The sequence below is a fragment of the Microbacterium sp. STRO-2N genome, assembly GCF_057747775.1.
Window position 1 is genome coordinate 946,889 of record NZ_CM173223.1, and the last position, 14,915, is coordinate 961,803.

At 71.1% G+C, this 14,915-nt stretch carries 19 protein-coding genes; 13 read left to right on the top strand and 6 right to left on the bottom strand.

Going from position 1 to position 14,915, the window contains the following annotated elements; translation table 11 throughout:
- Positions 1-21 precede the first annotated feature (21 nt).
- Entirely contained in the window at positions 22-1,134 is a 1,113-nt protein-coding gene (locus AC3ANN_RS04230) for a sensor histidine kinase (protein ID WP_488339751.1), read from the bottom strand.
- On the bottom strand, positions 1,131-1,790 hold the full coding sequence (locus tag AC3ANN_RS04235; RefSeq protein WP_488339752.1) for a response regulator transcription factor: 660 nt from the start codon (positions 1,788-1,790) through the stop codon (positions 1,131-1,133). Before AC3ANN_RS04235 ends, AC3ANN_RS04230 begins: the two co-directional genes overlap by 4 nt.
- An 87-nt stretch (positions 1,791-1,877) precedes the next feature.
- Between AC3ANN_RS04235 and AC3ANN_RS04240 the strand changes: the two genes are divergently transcribed.
- The 4 genes from AC3ANN_RS04240 to AC3ANN_RS04255 all read left to right on the top strand — a co-directional run bounded on the left by AC3ANN_RS04240 (position 1,878) and on the right by AC3ANN_RS04255 (position 3,926).
- Positions 1,878-2,570 carry a M15 family metallopeptidase gene (locus AC3ANN_RS04240; protein ID WP_488339753.1) on the top strand — a complete coding sequence of 231 codons (693 nt, stop codon included), beginning with the start codon at positions 1,878-1,880 and terminating at the stop codon, positions 2,568-2,570.
- Between the two features lie 64 nt (positions 2,571-2,634).
- The gene (locus AC3ANN_RS04245) at positions 2,635-2,808 is read left to right on the top strand and encodes a hypothetical protein (protein WP_488339754.1); all 174 of its coding nucleotides are present in this window, start codon (positions 2,635-2,637) and stop codon (positions 2,806-2,808) included.
- Positions 2,809-2,901: 93 nt separating this feature from the next.
- Positions 2,902-3,393, top strand: a complete 492-nt coding sequence (locus tag AC3ANN_RS04250; RefSeq protein ID WP_488339755.1) for a hypothetical protein — start codon at positions 2,902-2,904, stop codon at positions 3,391-3,393.
- A gap of 38 nt (positions 3,394-3,431) precedes the next feature.
- Complete coding sequence (locus tag AC3ANN_RS04255; protein WP_488339756.1) at positions 3,432-3,926, top strand: metallophosphoesterase family protein; 495 nt, start codon at positions 3,432-3,434, stop codon at positions 3,924-3,926.
- A gap of 6 nt (positions 3,927-3,932) precedes the next feature.
- Here the strand turns inward: AC3ANN_RS04255 and AC3ANN_RS04260 are convergent, their stop codons facing one another.
- Positions 3,933-4,877, bottom strand: coding sequence for a LysR family transcriptional regulator (locus tag AC3ANN_RS04260; RefSeq protein WP_488339757.1), 945 nt, complete (start codon positions 4,875-4,877; stop codon positions 3,933-3,935).
- Between the two features lie 92 nt (positions 4,878-4,969).
- On the opposite strand from AC3ANN_RS04260, the gene AC3ANN_RS04265 reads away from it, so the two are divergent.
- Positions 4,970-5,656, top strand: a complete 687-nt coding sequence (locus AC3ANN_RS04265) for a type 1 glutamine amidotransferase domain-containing protein (protein ID WP_488339758.1) — start codon at positions 4,970-4,972, stop codon at positions 5,654-5,656.
- Here AC3ANN_RS04265 and AC3ANN_RS04270 read toward each other — a convergent pair.
- On the bottom strand, positions 5,605-5,913 hold the full coding sequence (locus AC3ANN_RS04270) for a hypothetical protein (protein ID WP_488339759.1): 309 nt from the start codon (positions 5,911-5,913) through the stop codon (positions 5,605-5,607). The genes AC3ANN_RS04265 and AC3ANN_RS04270 overlap by 52 nt on opposite strands.
- Before the next feature lie 242 nt (positions 5,914-6,155).
- On the opposite strand from AC3ANN_RS04270, the gene AC3ANN_RS04275 reads away from it, so the two are divergent.
- Both AC3ANN_RS04275 and AC3ANN_RS04280 read left to right on the top strand, forming a co-directional pair.
- Positions 6,156-7,124: an alpha/beta hydrolase gene (locus AC3ANN_RS04275; RefSeq protein ID WP_488339760.1), complete on the top strand. Its 969-nt coding sequence runs from the start codon at positions 6,156-6,158 to the stop codon at positions 7,122-7,124.
- Positions 7,125-7,205: 81 nt separating this feature from the next.
- Positions 7,206-8,168 (top strand): hypothetical protein, encoded by a 963-nt coding sequence (locus AC3ANN_RS04280; protein WP_488339761.1) that lies wholly within the window; start codon positions 7,206-7,208, stop codon positions 8,166-8,168.
- 29 nt (positions 8,169-8,197) lie between these two features.
- Here the strand turns inward: AC3ANN_RS04280 and AC3ANN_RS04285 are convergent, their stop codons facing one another.
- Positions 8,198-8,782 carry a helix-turn-helix domain-containing protein gene (locus tag AC3ANN_RS04285; protein WP_488339762.1) on the bottom strand — a complete coding sequence of 195 codons (585 nt, stop codon included), beginning with the start codon at positions 8,780-8,782 and terminating at the stop codon, positions 8,198-8,200.
- A gap of 94 nt (positions 8,783-8,876) precedes the next feature.
- Here AC3ANN_RS04285 and speB point away from each other — a divergent pair, with 94 nt between their 5' ends.
- Genes speB through AC3ANN_RS04310 form a run of 5 tightly spaced genes read left to right on the top strand, consistent with a single transcriptional unit; the run spans position 8,877 to position 13,543 of the window.
- Positions 8,877-9,887 carry an agmatinase gene (speB, locus tag AC3ANN_RS04290; RefSeq protein WP_488339763.1) on the top strand — a complete coding sequence of 337 codons (1,011 nt, stop codon included), beginning with the start codon at positions 8,877-8,879 and terminating at the stop codon, positions 9,885-9,887.
- Between the two features lie 32 nt (positions 9,888-9,919).
- A complete protein-coding gene (locus tag AC3ANN_RS04295) occupies positions 9,920-10,312 on the top strand; it encodes a nuclear transport factor 2 family protein (protein ID WP_488339764.1) in 393 nt (130 codons plus the stop codon).
- Positions 10,313-10,363: 51 nt separating this feature from the next.
- On the top strand, positions 10,364-11,815 hold the full coding sequence (locus tag AC3ANN_RS04300) for a purine-cytosine permease family protein (RefSeq protein ID WP_488339765.1): 1,452 nt from the start codon (positions 10,364-10,366) through the stop codon (positions 11,813-11,815).
- Positions 11,816-11,822: 7 nt separating this feature from the next.
- The gene (locus AC3ANN_RS04305) at positions 11,823-12,455 is read left to right on the top strand and encodes a cyclase family protein (RefSeq protein WP_488339766.1); all 633 of its coding nucleotides are present in this window, start codon (positions 11,823-11,825) and stop codon (positions 12,453-12,455) included.
- Between the two features lie 59 nt (positions 12,456-12,514).
- Positions 12,515-13,543: an NADPH:quinone reductase gene (locus tag AC3ANN_RS04310; protein WP_488339767.1), complete on the top strand. Its 1,029-nt coding sequence runs from the start codon at positions 12,515-12,517 to the stop codon at positions 13,541-13,543.
- Positions 13,544-13,634: 91 nt separating this feature from the next.
- Here AC3ANN_RS04310 and AC3ANN_RS04315 read toward each other — a convergent pair whose 3' ends face one another.
- Positions 13,635-14,030, bottom strand: a complete 396-nt coding sequence (locus tag AC3ANN_RS04315; RefSeq protein WP_488339768.1) for a VOC family protein — start codon at positions 14,028-14,030, stop codon at positions 13,635-13,637.
- A 98-nt stretch (positions 14,031-14,128) separates the two neighbouring features.
- Here AC3ANN_RS04315 and AC3ANN_RS04320 point away from each other — a divergent pair, with 98 nt between their 5' ends.
- Positions 14,129-14,896, top strand: coding sequence for a TetR/AcrR family transcriptional regulator C-terminal domain-containing protein (locus tag AC3ANN_RS04320; RefSeq protein ID WP_488339769.1), 768 nt, complete (start codon positions 14,129-14,131; stop codon positions 14,894-14,896).
- Positions 14,897-14,915 lie beyond the last annotated feature (19 nt).

The window sequence follows — 14,915 nt, forward strand, 5'->3', positions numbered from 1 at the left end:
CGGACTCCGAGCCCGAGCGGATCAGCCGCCCACGGTGACGCGCGAGAACTCGCCCGGCAGCGTCACCCGCGCCTGGAGCCCGCCCTCGGGCAGCGCGGTGAGGTCGAGCGTCCCGCCGTGGGCGCGCACGATCGACGCGACGATCGCGAGCCCGAGCCCGGATCCGCCGTCGGCGCTGCGAGTGCGCCCGGCCGCCCGTACGAACGGCTCCGTGAGCGTCTGGACCATCATCGGATCCAGGACGGCGCCGCTGTTGGCGACCACGAGCTCCGCCGGCGACGTCGACACCGACACCCGCACCCATCCGCCGTCGACGTTGTGCACGACGGCGTTGTGCACGAGGTTCGCCGCGAGCTGTGCCAGCAGGGAGCGGTTGCCGTGCACGACCGCCGGGGCGAGGGCGGAGTCGACGCGGATGCCACGAGCCGAGGCATCCGTGCTCTCCTCGTCGACCGCCTCGGCGACGAGACTCGCGAGGTCGACCGGAGACCGGTCGAGCTCGGTGCCGCGCCCGGCGCGAGCGAGGGTCAGGAGTGCCTCGGTCGTCGCGATGGCCCTCTCGTTGGTCGTGCCGATGCGCTGGAGCAGCACGTCGACATCGCGCCCGCTCGGATCGGCCTGGGCGACCTCGACCATCGTGCGGATGATCGCGTGCGGGGTGCGCAGCTCGTGCGAGGCGTTGGCGGCGAACCGGCGCTCCTCGTGGATCGTGTGCTCGACCCGGTCGAGCATCGCGTCGACCGTGTCGGCGAGATCGGTGAGCTCGTCGCGGGGACCGGGCAGCGCGATGCGGTGCGAGAGCTGGCCGTCGCGCGCACGGCGGGCCACTTCGGTGATGCGGCCGAGCGGACGCAGCATGACGCCGGCGAGCAGCCAGCCTCCGACGAGCCCGAACACGACGAGCCCTGCCATCGCCCACCATGCGTAGCGCACGAAGACCTCGATGAGGTCGCCGCGGTTGGGCGCCCAGCCGCCGCCCGAGACGAAGATCGCGCCGGTCGGCACGAACCGCAGCAGCAGAAATCCGACCGCGAACAGGGCCACACCGGCGACGATGAGGAACCCGGCGTAGCTCAGGGCGAGCTTGATCCGCACCGAGAGTCCGGGCGGGCGCTGGGATGCGCGGCCCGTCACGTCGACATCCGGTAGCCGACGCCGGGAACCGTCTCGATGACCCACGGCTCCCCCAGGCGCTTGCGCAGCGTCGAGATCGTGATGCGGACGGCGTTGGTGAACGGGTCGGCGTTCTCGTCCCACGCGCGCTCGAGCAGGTCCTCGGCGCTGACGACTCCGCCGCCCGCGGTCATGAGCACGTCGAGCACGGCGAACTGCTTGCGCGTGAGGGCGATGTAGCGTTCGTCGCGGTAGACCTCGCGGCGGAAGCGGTCCAGTCGCACCCCCGCGACCTCCACGACCGGGGGAGTGCCGGCGGCCGGCCGGCGGCCGAGCGCACGCAGTCGCAGCACCAGCTCGCGCAGGGCGAAGGGCTTGGTGAGGTAGTCGTCGGCGCCGCTCTCGAATCCGCTCGCCTTGTCGTCGAGGCGGTCGGCCGCGGTGAGCATCAGGATGCGGGGGCTCTCGGGTGCGCCGGCGAGGTGCCGGGCGATCTCGTCGCCGTTGGGACCGGGGATGTCGCGATCGAGCACGACGACGTCGTACGAGTTGACCGCGAGCTGTTCGAGCGCGGTGTCGCCGTCGCCCGCGATGTCGGCCGCGATCGCCTCGAGTCGCAGCCCGTCGCGGATCGCCTCGGCGAGATAGAGCTCGTCCTCGACGATCAGCACGCGCATGCGCCCAGCCTAGGCGCGAGGGCATATCGCCGACGTATGCGATTGCGCGTACGCCCTTGCAACACGCGCTCGCGTGAGATCGAGAGCATGCAGCGACCCGTCCTCTTCGCCTCGCCCGTCGTCCCGACCCGTCACCGTGCCCGGCGGCTGGCCGTCCTCACCGCCGCGGCCGCGGCCGCCGCGCTCCTGGCCGTGCTCACCGTCATCGTCGTCCAGGCGAGCTTCGCTTCGCTCACGCTTCCCACCGCGCCGGCCGCCGGCGCGGAGACGACGGGCGTCACCCGCGAGGCGGCCACGCCGGGAACCGCGCCGGCGGGTCGCGACCAGCCATTCCATCCCACCTCGGAAGACGGGCTCATCCCCGAGGGAACCGTGGTGACACCGGACGACGATCAGGTGCCGGCGATCGCGCGGATGGATCCGGCACTTCTCGACGCGCTGCGTGATGCCGAGACGGACGCCGCGGCCGACGGCATCCCGTACTTCCCGGTGACGAGCGGCTGGCGCAACGAGGCGTACCAGCGCTGGCTGCTCGACGACGCGATCGAGCGCTACGGCAGCGAGGAGGTCGCGCGCCAATACGTCGCGACACCCGAGCGGTCGCCGCACGTCACGGGCGACGCGGTCGACATCGGATCGCTCGAGGCGCAGGTCTGGCTCATCGAGCACGGCTCGCGCTACGGCATCTGCCAGACCTACGCGAACGAGCGCTGGCACTTCGAGCTCGCCACCGAGCCCGGCGGCGTGTGCCCCGAGATGAAAGCGGATGCCACGGCCTGACCCATGCGCCGGGTCGCTGTCAAGCCGGTCGCGGCCCCGCGCGTCGCGCGGCGAGGCTGATCCCATGGACAGCGAACGAGACAGCCGCACAGAACGCGACGACGACGCGCTCGCCGGCGGCGACTTCACAGGCGAGCTGAGCGAGGGTCAGGTCGAGGCGGACGCGGAGAGCGGCAGCACCGACGCCACCGCGGGCGCACGTGCGACGGGCGAGACCGAGCCGCCGTCGCGCGAGTGACGAGCTCGCTTGCGGGGAGCGGGGGCTGACCCCCAGGCGGATTGCGGGGTCGGCAGGATTCGCCGCGCGACCTGTGGTTTCTACCGTGGAGGCATGTCTACTCCACACCTGCCGGCCGACGCGCCCGCGCGAGCCTCTCATCCTCTCGGCCTTCCTGCGCTCGTGGTCCTCGGACTCGCGGCAATCGCCGTGCCACGCGCGCTCGTGCACGACTTCGCGCCCGACGCGGCGGCTGTCCTGAGTCCGCTGCTGGCGATCGTCCCCATGCTCGCGTGGATCGTCGTGGCAGTGCTGTGGTCGCGGCGCCCGCTGCTGTCACTCGTCGTCGTCGGCGGCATCTACGGCGTCGCGCTCGCCGTCGTGCACAATCTCGCGTGGTCGACCGTTTTCGCCGGGGGCTCGCCGCGCCTCGGCGGTGCGCTCACCGGCGCGCTGTCACCCGTGGCCGAAGAGGCGATCGGGCGCAGTGCCGGCACGATCAGCAGCATCCTCACCGGCGTCGGCACCGGTCTGGTGTGCGGACTGATCGCGTGGGGTGCGCAGGCGATCGCGCAGCGCGCCGGCGCGAAGGTGCCGCGCGGCTGAGGCAGACGCATTGCACGCGCCCGATGGAGGATGGGTGCATGGCGACGCGGCTGCTGCTCATCTCCGACACCCACATCCCGGGCCGGGCACGGCGGCTGCCCGATGCGGTGCTTCATGCGGCGGATGCCGCGGACCTGGTGATCCACGCGGGCGACTGGGTGTCGGCATCCGTCCTCGACGACCTGGAGGGCCACACCGAGGTGCTGGGCGTGTGGGGCAACAACGACGGCGCGGAGCTGCGGGCTCGGCTGCCCGAGGTGGCACGGCGCACGGTCGAGGGGGTGAGGCTCGCGGTGGTGCACGAGACGGGCGCCGCAGCGCGCCGCGAGAAGCGGATGGATGCCGAGCACCCGGGCATCGACGTGCTGGTGTTCGGTCACAGCCACATTCCGTGGGACACCGTGACACCGAGCGGCATGCGCCTGCTGAACCCCGGCTCGCCGACCGACCGCCGGCGGCAGCCGGCGTGCACGATGATGACGGCCGTGGTGGACGACGGCGAAGTGCGTGAGCTGCGCCTCGTCGCGCTCTGAACCGCCTCACCCCGGAGTCGCGGCATCCTCCACGGCCACCGTGATCCGCTCGGCCAGCACCCGCCGCACGCGTTCGACATGTGGACGGCTGAGATCGCCTGGGCGCGTGACGAGGTAGAGCGTGTTGATCGGCGGGTCATCGGTGGGAAGCAGGTCGACGAGCCGCCCGGAGTCGAGCGCCGCGCGGCACAGGTAGGTGGGAAGCGCCGTGGCGCCGGCTCCCGCGATGACGGCATCGCGCAGCGCGCGCAGATCGGGGAAGGTCAGCGCCGGCTCGCGCTCGAGCCGCACGCCGAAGACATGCCGCCAGTACCGGCGAAGGATCGGAAAGTCGCGCGCGTACGCGAGGAGTGGCGTGTCGTCGAGCGCGTCGGGGCCGTCGGTCGCCAGCGGTGCGATGAGGCGCGGCGCGAGCTCGGGTGCGGCGACGAGCACGAACGTCTCGTCGACGAGCGGCGTCGCGACGAGAGTGCGTCCGCGCGGACGTTCGGATGCGATCACGAGGTCGAGCGCTCCGGTGCGGAGGGCGTCGGTGAGTGCGCCCGTGAGTCCGGGCTGCACCTGTGCGCGGACACCGTCCGCGATGAGCGGCGCAAGCGCGGGGGCCACGACCTCGGCGAGCAGTTCGGCTGCGCCGCCGATGCGGACGGGTGGTTGAACGGCGGCGGCGTCGGGATCGATGATCGCAAGAGCCCCGGCGAGCGTCGCGAACGGCCCGGCGAGGCGGGCCGCCAGCTCGTCTGCGCGGAGCGTCGGGGTCACACCACGCGCTCCGCGCACGAACAGGCGCTCGCCGAGCGCGCGTTCGAGCGCCTGCAGCTGTGCCGACACCGCCGGCTGTGTCACACCCATCGTGCGGGCAGCGGCCGAGAGCGACCCGGTGGCGTGCACCGCGAGGAACGCGCGCCACCGCGCGAGATCCTCCAGACCATCAGAATTCTTATGGCTCACATCGCGAAGATATCGGAACTCTTGGGTGAGTGCCGTCGTTCCCCTCAAGTGCCGCCGGAGCGACGGCCCATCACCGAACTCGAGGAGTCCACATGTCCACAGTCCTGTTCGTCGTCACGAGCGCCCGCACCCTGACGCTCTCTGACGGCACCGCGCACGCCACCGGCTACTGGGCCGAGGAGCTGCTCGAGCCGCATCGCGTCCTCACCGGCGCCGGGCATCGCGTCGAGTTCGCGACCCCGGGCGGCATCGCCCCTGCGGTCGACGAGGCATCGCTCGGCGCCGACGACGCCGCGCGCGCACAACTGCGTGCCGCACTCGCCGCGATCGACGGCCTCTCAGCGCCGCAGCGCCTGGACGAGGTCGATCTCGCGCGGTACGACGCGGTGTTCTACCCGGGCGGTCACGGGCCCATGGCCGACCTCGCCGCCGACGAGACCTCTGGCGCGCTCATCACGAACGCACTGGATCGCGACCTTCCGCTCGCTGTCGTCTGCCATGGAGTCGCCGCGCTGCTCGCGGCGAAGCGCGCCGATGGCACGCTGGCCGCCGCCGGACGCACCGTCGCGGCGTTCACCGATGCGGAGGAGCTGCAGGGCGGACTGGGCGATCGCTCGCCGTGGCTGCTCGAGTCGGTGCTGCGTTCGGGCGGTCTGACCGTGGACGTGGCCGAGCCGTGGGCCGACCACGTCGTGGAGGACGGCAACCTCATCAGCGGCCAGAACCCTCAGTCCTCGGAATCGGTGGCGCAGGCGCTGCTTTCCGTCCTCGATCGTTGAGCCCGCGCGGAGGGATTCGCGAGGTCGACGAATGAGTAGACCGCGGCGCCTGCGCCGAAGATCAGCAGCGCGGCGAGGAAGGTCATCATGACGGCGCCGAGCGGTTCCCCGCCCGACCAGTACTCGACGACGCCGATGACGACGAACGGAACGAGAGCGGCACAGAACGCGAAGACGACGGACGTCCAGAGCATCCGGCGCAGCCGCGTCCGCGGAGGCTTCGAGCGTCCGTAGGCGAAGAGGGCCCAGGGAGACACGCGCTTCCTTTCCCGACGTCGAGCGATGCCTGGCAAGTATGACAGTCGAGGTGCCCGGCTCGGACGCGCGGGGAGCGCCGGGTCGCGGCATCCGTCGTCCTCTTCTGGAGGTGGTGCTGAACGCGCCCGGCCGGATGGCGGGTGAGGAGAGCTCAAAGAGCCGCGTTCGGCGGTCGTGTGGCAGGGGAGTGGAACGGATGCTGTAGACAACACTGCAACGACTGGAGAACGAGGGAGTTCCCATGAGCACAACCGTCGCACGACCGCCGTTCGATCCCGAGCTGGAAGCGGTGCTTGCCGTGCTGGCCGATCAGATGCCGTCGTCCATCACGGTCGAGATGATCCCGGCGATGCGGCAAGGTCTGCCGATCGCGGTCAGCGTCGACGAGCTCCTCGCCGAGGCGGGCGTCGAGCGTATCGACCACACGGTTCCGGGCTATCGTGGCGATTCGATCGAGGTGACGGTGCTGCGCCGCATCGGTCGCACCGGCGTCGGACCCGGGATCTATCACACGCACGGGGGCGGCATGATCGTCGGCGACCGCTTCGTCGGTCTCGGGCAGATCCTGCCGTGGATCGTGCAGCACGACGCCGTCGCGGTGACCGTCGAGTACCGCCTCGCGCCGGAGTTCCCCGACCCGTACCCGGTCGAGGACTGCTACGCGGGACTGGTGTGGGTCGCCGAGCATGCCGACGAGCTCGGCATCGACCCAGCGCACCTCATCATCGCCGGCGCGAGCGCCGGCGGTGGCCTCGCCGCGGGCACCGCACTGCTTGCGCGCGACCGGCAGGGGCCGGCGCTCGCGGGGCAGGTGCTGATCTACCCGATGCTCGATGATCGCGACGCGACGGTGTCGACGGCGCAGATCGACGGCATCGGCGTGTGGGACCGCACCAGCAACCTCACCGGCTGGACGGCGCTGCTCGGCGAGCGCCGGGGCACCGACGACGTGTCGATCTACGCCGCACCCGCGCGTGCGACCGACCTGTCAGGCCTGCCGCCGGCGTTCATCGACTGCGGTTCGGCGGAGGTGTTCCGCGACGAGGATGTCGCGTACGCCACGGCGCTGTGGCACGCCGGAGTCCAGGCCGAGCTTCACGTGTGGCCGGGCGGATTCCACGGGTTCGACATGATGGCCCCGCACACCGCGCTCGCGCAGGCGATGACCGCGGCCCGCGATGCGTGGGTCGCCCGCATCCTCGGCGCCTAGCCGTCGCGGTCGTGGCCCCGCGCTCGCCCGCAGAGTTAGGGTGAACGCGGGGCTTCGCCGCAGAATGCCCCGAGGCGGTGGATGCTCATGCAGGAGCTCGTCGGGCGACTCACGGCGCTCGATCCCGAGGCGAGCGAGACGCTCAAGGTGATCACGTACTTCGACGCGCTCGTCGGCGCCGGCGCCGGCATCGACGCGCTGCTGCGTGCCGCGGCGACCCTGTCGGGCGTGACCGCGGGCGCGCGGCTGCGGGACCGGGTGCAGCGGCGTGAGCCCGGCGGTCGCAGGGTCGAGGGCGATGCGGGGGTCCGATCGCCCCGTCGCGAGATCGCAGGCGGCGAAGTGTGGCTCGAGCGTGGTGCCGACCACTTCGTGAACGACGAGATGGTCGTCGAGCGCCTCGCGCTCGCCGTGACGCTGACCGAGGCTCGTCGCCGGCCGGAGGCGGCGCTGGAAGTCGCGGTCGATGCAGCTTCCCCGCTGGCCGAGCGTCTCGCCGCGCTGGCCCGGCTGCGGATCGACGCGACGGCGTGCGTGCGGGCGATCGCGGTTCCGCTCGAGGCGGCCGAGCCCGGTTCGGTGCCTGTGGCTGCGGGCGCGCGCATGGTCCGTGCGCTGGTCGACGACGGCAGCCGCTCGCTGCCCGTGCGCGGCGGCGCGGGAACGTGGGTGCGCGCGGATCGTCTGCCGGAGTCGTGGGATGCCGCGACCACGGCGCTGCGCCTCACCGATGCGGCGCATCCGGTCGTCGACGCCGCCGAACTCGGGGCGCTCCTGCTGGTGGCGCGTGGCTTCGACCCCGCCGCTCCGCCTGAGGACGTCCGCGCGCTCGCGTCGCTCGGCGAGCGCTCGCGTGAGGTGCTCCACGCGCTGGTGAAGCACGAGAGCCTGCGTTCGGCATCCGCTGCTCTCGGCATGCATCACTCGACCGTGCAGGCCCGCCACGAGGCGCTCACCCGCGAACTCGGCTACGACCCGCGCTCGGCGCTGGGCAGGGCTCGGTATCTCGCGTCTGAGCTGCTGCTGCGGCTGGACGGGCGCTGAGAAGCGCTTGACGTCCGCCCAGGGTTGCGTCAGGCGGAACCGCTCCACGGTGCCGGCACGATGACCCACACGACCGTCGCGGGCCTGCCGCCCTCGACGTGCCACGTGTGCGGCTCGCGACCGGGGAAGGTCAGGGCGTCCCCGGCGCTGAGGGGGACCGAGCGGTCCGCGAACCGCACGGTCACCTGCCCGTCGATCACGTGCAGCACCTCGACGTCGCAGTTGATCGTGTACAGGTCCGTTCCGCCGTGGGCGTCGGGTTCGAGCTCCGAGCGCAGCAGCTGCACCCGATGCTCTCCACGCGGCGACATCAGGCGCTCATCGGCGTGCACGCCGCCGAGGTTGATGCGCGGCGCGTCGACGAATGACACCCTCTGCACTTCGGGCTCGGTGAAGAGAGCTCCGACAGGGAGCGACAGCACCTGACACAGCTGCACGAGCGTGGAGACGCTGGGCGACGTCTCGTCGCGCTCGACGCGGCTGAGGAACCCCTTCGACAGCCCGGTGGTCTCGGCGAGCTGCCCGAGCGACATGCCCTGGCTCGTGCGCGCGGCGCGCAGCTTCGCACCGATCGGCGTGGCGTTGGCGTCGGCGTCAGGATGGATGGCGCGCATGTCGGCTCCTTGAGCGGCGCAGTACTTGACGCCGCGTAGGCGTGGGCGTAGTTTGACGGCAGAGTTTCCTAGAGAGTATCGAAAGTTGTCAAATATGCAACAGTCCACGCCCGACGGCGCCGACGGCGGCCCCGCCGCCGATGCGTCCGTCGGCTCGTCGCCAGAGCAAGCGGAACCGCGCGGTCCCGTCGACGCGAGCGTCGTGCCGCGCTTCGCCGGTATCGCGACGTTCGCGCGCCTGCCGCGCCTCGACGACCTCGACAGGGCGGATGTCGCGGTCGCGGGCGTGCCGTTCGACAGCGGTGTGAGCTACCGCTCGGGCGCGCGGTTCGGCCCGTCGCACGTGCGCGAGGCGTCGCGGCTGCTGCGTCCGTACAACCCCGCACAGGACGTCTTCCCGTTCGGCGCTCAGCAGGTCGCGGATGCCGGAGACATCGTCGCGAACCCGTTCGACATCTCCGCCGCCGTCGCCGAGATCGAGGCCGGCGCCCGCGAGCTGCGCGAGCGCGCCGACCGGCTCGTCGCGATCGGCGGCGACCACACGATTGCGCTGCCACTGCTGCGCGAGGTCACGAGCCGGCACGGACCCGTCGCGGTGCTGCACTTCGACGCCCACCTCGACACGTGGGACACCTACTTCGGCGCCCCGACCACGCACGGAACGCCGTTCCGCCGCGCATCGGAGGAGGGACTCATCGACCTGACGGCGAGCATGCACGTCGGCATCCGCGGTCCGCTCTACGCCAAGAGCGACCTCGAGGACGACGCGCGCCTCGGCTTCGCGATCGTCACGAGCGAGTTCGTCGAAGAACACGGCGTTCCGGCCGCCGTCGAGCGCATCCGTGCACGCGTCGGCGACAAGCCGCTCTACATCTCCATCGACATCGACGTGCTCGACCCCGCGCATGCGCCCGGCACCGGCACGCCCGAGGCGGGCGGTCTCACGAGCCGTGAGCTGCTCCGGATGCTGCGTTCCCTGGCCGACCTGCGCATCGTCGGGGCCGACGTGGTCGAGGTCGCGCCGGCGTACGACCACGCGCAGCTCACCGCGGTCGCGGCGAGCCATGTCGTGTACGAGCTGCTGAGCGCGATGGCGCCGCGGTAGCGGCATCCGTTCTCGACTTCGAAGGAGAAGCCATGACAACCCCCGACCCGGCCGCCGTCGAAGCGGCGGCGTCCGCCATCGTCGACGCGTTCGCCGCCACCGACGGCGAACGGTACTTCGCGGCGTTCGCGCCCGACGCGACGTTCGTCTTCCACCCCGAGCCGCGCCGCCTCGAAGACCGCGCGGAGTACGAGCGGCTGTGGGCGGAGTGGGTGGCGAGCGGCTGGCGCGTCACCTCGTGCACGTCGAGCGATGCGCGCGTGCAGGTGTTCGACGGCGGCGCGGTGTTCACGCACACCGTCGACACGTCCGTCGAGACCGGCGACAGCCCCGAGTCGTACCGCGAGCGCGAATCCATCGTCTTCGCGCTGGACGGCGACCGCCTCGTTGCGGTCCACGAGCATCTCTCGCCCTTCGCCGGCTGAACCCGCGCCCACCCGAACAACCGAAGACCCGAACCTCGAAGGAGCCCGATGATGTCGCTCTACACTCGCCTCGAACAACGACTCGAGGCCCAATCCGACGACGCCGGCCCGGTGCGCGGCTCGTACTCCACCGGTCGCCTGTTCATGATCTGGCTGGCCGCGAACCTCGTCGTCACCACGCTGCTCACCGGCACACTGTTCATCCCGGACGTGCCGTACGGTCTCGTGCTGCTGCTCATCGTGGGCGGCACGGTCGCAGGTGCCGCCGTCCTGGTCGCGGTCGGCACGATCGGCCGCCGCACGGGCCTGCCGACCATGGCGCTCACGCGTGGTCCGTTCGGCACACGGGGGAGCCTGCTTCCCGTCGCGGCGAACGTGATCATCCTGATGGGGTGGAGCTGGGTGCAGGCGATGCTCGCCGGCATCGCGCTCGACTACATCGTGATGACCTTCACGGGGTTCTCGAACCCGGTGATCTTCGCGGTGCTGTGCCAGACGATCGTGGTGGTCCTCGCGATCTTCGGTCACGCCGGCGTCGCGCGCGTCGAACCGTGGTTCGCGGTGGTGATCCTCGCGATCGCCGCGTACATCTTCGTCGTCGCGTTCATGTCGTTCGGTCCGGGCGAGTTCGGCACGATCGAGGCTCCCGCCGAGCCGTTCTACTCGCCGGGCCTGGTGTTCGACGTCGTGCTGGCGACCGCGATCTCGTGGACCGTGCTCGCCGCCGACTTCAACCGCTTCGCAGGCAGCACGCGCGCGAGTATCGTCGGCTCGGGTGTCGGCTACTCGCTGTCCACCGTGATCTCGATGTCGCTCGGTGCGACCGCGATGGGCTACGTCATCCTGAGCGGCGGCGAGGCGATCCCGTTCGACCCGGTGACGATCATCGCGCCGTTCGGCTGGCTGTTCGGTCTCGCGATCTTCCTGTCGGTGATGGCGACCAACACGATGGTCGTCTACGGCATGGTCACGACGGTCGTGAACGCGATGCCGGGCACACGCATCAAGTTCCTGCCAGCCGCGATCGTGCTCGGCCTCATCTCGATCGTCGGTGCCACGTTCTTCGGGCTGCTCACGCAGTTCACGACGTTCCTCGTGACGATCGGCGCGCTGTTCGCCCCGATCTTCGCGATCATGATCGTCGACTACTACGTGATCAAGCGCAGCTCGTACGACCGCGACATCCTGCGGCCGACCGGCGGCCGCTACTGGTACACCGCCGGCATCAACTGGCTCGCGATCGGCGCGTGGGCGATCGGCGCGGTGCTCGCGTATGTGTGGGCCTACGTGTGGCCGCTGCCGTTCGGCTCGACCGCTCCGGCGTTCCTCGTGACGTTCGTGGTGTACCTGGCGGTCTCGTGGCCGTCGCGTCCAAAGGGCCCGATCACGCCGGTCGGCAACCTTTCCGATGAGACGCTCCCCACGCCCCCTCCAGGCGCCGCTGGCGCGTCGCCCGGAGCCTCCGGGCGCGTGGGCCCAGCGTCGGACACGGCGAAGGCATGATCAGAGGATGCTGCGAGATCTGAGCCACCCCGTCCGCGGCGGAATGATGGTCTACCCCGGGGATCCCGGGGTGTCCATCGGCCCCGCACTGTCCTTGGAATCGGACGGGGTTGCTGTTGCGCGGATCGACATGGGATCGCACACCGGCACCCACGTCGACGCCCCGGCTCACACCGTGCCCGGCGGCCGGACGATGGCTTCGGTCTCGCTGGACGAGCTGGTGGGTGATGCGCTGGTGGTTCGCGTCCCCGGTGCTTCGGAGAGTCAGTCATACGGGTGGGAGGACTTCGTCGTCGACGGCGGCGTGCCGGGGTCGCTGCCGCCGATCGTGATCATCGACACCGGCTGGGCGCGGTGGTTCGGCACCGAGCGAGCGTTGCGGCATCCGTTCTTGCACGCGGACGCGGCGCGCGAGCTGATGCGCCGCGGGTTGCGCGTGCTGGCGGTGGACACGCTGAGTCCCGATGCGACGGATGCCGCGGACGGGGGCTTTCCGGTGCATGAGGTCGTGCTGGGTGCGGACGGGCTGATCGTCGAAAACGTGTGCGGTTTGGACGGGCTGCCGGCACGGTCGCGGGTGGGATTCTTCCCGCTGCGCCTCGAGGGCGACGGGGCGCCGGTCAGGGCAGTCGCGTTCTGAGAGTGTGCGAGAGCGGCCGAACGGAAATGTGACGCGCCCTCCACGCGTTGGCCTGTCGCATGCGATCGATCGTCTATTCCCGCACCGGCAGCTCCTCCGTCCTCTCGCTCGAAGACCGCGAACCGGCCACTCCCGGACCCGGCGAGGTCCGCGTGAAGGTCGCCGTCTCCGGCGTCAATCCGACTGATTGGAAGGCGCGCGCGGGCGGCGGAGCGACGCCGGGGTTCGACGAGGTCGTGCCGAACCAGGACGGAGCAGGCGTGATCGACGCCGTCGGCGACGGTGTCACCGATCTCACCGTCGGGGACCGCGTGTGGCTCTACCTCGCCCAGCATCAGCGCCCCACCGGCACTGCGCAGGAGTACACGGTCGTCCCGGCGGAGCGGGCGGTGAAGCTGCCCGAGAACGTCGGCTTCGATGTCGCCGCGAGCCTGGGCGTGCCCGCGATGACGGCGCATCGGGCGCTGACGGTGCACGAGTTCGGGCCCGCGCGGCTGTCGCGTCGGTCGCTCGACGGCCGCGTCGTGCTGGTCGCCGGGGGAGCGGGTGCTGTCGGTCACGCCGCCATCCAGCTCGCGGTGTGGGCCGGCGCGACTGTCATCGCCACGGTCTCGAGCGACGAGAAGGCAGCTCTCGCGAAGGCGGCCGGCGCGCACCACACGGTGAACTACCGCGACGACGACGCCGCCGGCCAGATCGCCGCGCTCGCGCCCGCGGGCGTCGACCACATCGTCGAAGTGTCGATCGCGCAGAACGCGGACCTCGACGGACAGGTCGTCGCCAACCACGGCTCCATCGCCTACTACGCCACCGATGGTGGGGAGACGGCCGCCATCCCCGTCTGGCCGACCTTCGCGAAGAACGTGCGGATCCAGGGCCTGCTGCTGTACACCGTGGGGGATGCCGCCCTGTCGGCTGCCGCCCAAGACATCACCGCCGCGCTGCGTGACGGCGCACTTCCGGTCGGTGGGCAGGCTGGGCTGCCGCTGACCTGGTATCCGCTGGAGCACACGGCGGCGGCCCACGACGCCGTCGAGCAGGGCGCCGTGGGCAAGGTGCTCATCGACGTCGCCGGCGACAACCACTAGGGCGAGTCGCCCGATACCCGGTCGTCGATTCTTGCCCGCGGCGTCGTCGAGGGGCGGGGGCGGCGTGCGTCGGCCCGCCGCCCCCATCACGTCACTGCTGTTCGTCGGTGGGAGTCACCCACTGTACGAGCTGGTAGATGACGCCGTTGGGGTCGGCCATCTGGAAGTAGCGCTCGCCCCACGGCTCGGTCTCGATCGGCGTCACGATCTCGACCCCGGCGTCGCGCAGACGTGCGTACTCGGCGTCGATGTCGTCGACCGTGAAGACCACGAGCAGGCCGCCGGCGTGGCCGGCCGTCGATTCGGGCTTGAAGGTCGGCAGCCCGCTGCGCAGGTAGATCAGGTTGAACCCCGCCTCCGGGTGGGACAGCGACGAGAACCCATCGGCCTCCATCGCGACGCGGAAGCCCAAGTGCTCCTGGACCCACGCGGCTGAGGACTCGACGTCGGTGACGTTCAGCGAGATCGCGGAATCGGTGATGTGCATGCAGTCCTCCTGTGGGTCGGTCGCAGGGGTATGCCCAAGGGTAACCCTGTACGCCGTACAATATACAACGTAAGGAGAAATGATGCAACAATGGACCCATGACGACGGACCGGACCGGCTCGGGTGAGCCCAGCGCGACCCTCGCCTTGCTGTGGGGCGCGCCGGATGCCGTGCGGCGCAAGGGTCCTGCGCGATCGGTGACCGTGCCGCAGATCGTCGATGCCGCGCTTGCACTCGCCGACGCGGAGGGCCTGGCCGCGCTGACGATGCGCGCGGTCGCCGACAAGGTCGGCATCTCGCCGATGTCGGTCTACACGTACGTGCCCGGCAAGCCCGAACTGCTCGACCTCATGGTCGACGCGCTCTACGCCCGCATGGACCGCCCGGAGTGGGGCGCGCAAGGCTGGCGAGAGCGCGTCACGACGATCGCGGAGACGAACCGGATGCTGCTCGCAGAGCACGCCTGGTTGACCGAGGTCGCCGCGCTCAGCCGTCCGCCCCTCGGCCCCGGCCTCATGGCGAAGTACGAGCACGAGCTCGCCGCGTTCGACGGGGCCGGAATGACGGATGCCGACACCGACGCGGCGCTGACCTTCGTGCTCGGCTTCGTCCAGTCCCATGGCCGCGCCGCGCACGACGCGCGTCGCGCGACCACGGACACCGCGATGAGCGACGAGGACTGGTGGGCGGCGAACCAGCCGATCCTCGAGCGTGCCTTCGACCCGGCCGTGTACCCGCGCGCCGTGCGCATCGGCGCCGCCGCAGGGGAGGCCCAGGGTTCGGCGTGGAGCGAAGAGCGCGCGTGGGAGTTCGGCCTCCCGCGCGTGCTCGACGGGCTTGCTGCGCTGATCGACGGGGCGACTTGAAGGCGCGTCAACGGCGCAG

What these genes read in the sequence shown, in the direction of transcription:
- AC3ANN_RS04265 (WP_488339758.1), top strand. Translation starts at nt 4,970, where the DNA reads ATGTCCACAGTCCTGTTCGTCGTCACGAGCGCCCGCACCCTGACGCTC.
- AC3ANN_RS04235 (WP_488339752.1), bottom strand. Translation starts at nt 1,790, where the DNA reads ATGCGCGTGCTGATCGTCGAGGACGAGCTCTATCTCGCCGAGGCGATC.
- AC3ANN_RS04250 (WP_488339755.1), top strand. Translation starts at nt 2,902, where the DNA reads ATGTCTACTCCACACCTGCCGGCCGACGCGCCCGCGCGAGCCTCTCAT.
- AC3ANN_RS04285 (WP_488339762.1), bottom strand. Translation starts at nt 8,782, where the DNA reads ATGCGCGCCATCCATCCTGACGCCGACGCCAACGCCACGCCGATCGGT.
- AC3ANN_RS04275 (WP_488339760.1), top strand. Translation starts at nt 6,156, where the DNA reads ATGAGCACAACCGTCGCACGACCGCCGTTCGATCCCGAGCTGGAAGCG.
- AC3ANN_RS04305 (WP_488339766.1), top strand. Translation starts at nt 11,823, where the DNA reads ATGCTGCGAGATCTGAGCCACCCCGTCCGCGGCGGAATGATGGTCTAC.
- AC3ANN_RS04300 (WP_488339765.1), top strand. Translation starts at nt 10,364, where the DNA reads ATGTCGCTCTACACTCGCCTCGAACAACGACTCGAGGCCCAATCCGAC.
- speB (WP_488339763.1), top strand. Translation starts at nt 8,877, where the DNA reads ATGCAACAGTCCACGCCCGACGGCGCCGACGGCGGCCCCGCCGCCGAT.
- AC3ANN_RS04295 (WP_488339764.1), top strand. Translation starts at nt 9,920, where the DNA reads ATGACAACCCCCGACCCGGCCGCCGTCGAAGCGGCGGCGTCCGCCATC.
- AC3ANN_RS04310 (WP_488339767.1), top strand. Translation starts at nt 12,515, where the DNA reads ATGCGATCGATCGTCTATTCCCGCACCGGCAGCTCCTCCGTCCTCTCG.
- AC3ANN_RS04255 (WP_488339756.1), top strand. Translation starts at nt 3,432, where the DNA reads ATGGCGACGCGGCTGCTGCTCATCTCCGACACCCACATCCCGGGCCGG.
- AC3ANN_RS04245 (WP_488339754.1), top strand. Translation starts at nt 2,635, where the DNA reads ATGGACAGCGAACGAGACAGCCGCACAGAACGCGACGACGACGCGCTC.
- AC3ANN_RS04240 (WP_488339753.1), top strand. Translation starts at nt 1,878, where the DNA reads ATGCAGCGACCCGTCCTCTTCGCCTCGCCCGTCGTCCCGACCCGTCAC.
- AC3ANN_RS04320 (WP_488339769.1), top strand. Translation starts at nt 14,129, where the DNA reads ATGACGACGGACCGGACCGGCTCGGGTGAGCCCAGCGCGACCCTCGCC.
- AC3ANN_RS04315 (WP_488339768.1), bottom strand. Translation starts at nt 14,030, where the DNA reads ATGCACATCACCGATTCCGCGATCTCGCTGAACGTCACCGACGTCGAG.
- AC3ANN_RS04280 (WP_488339761.1), top strand. Translation starts at nt 7,206, where the DNA reads ATGCTCATGCAGGAGCTCGTCGGGCGACTCACGGCGCTCGATCCCGAG.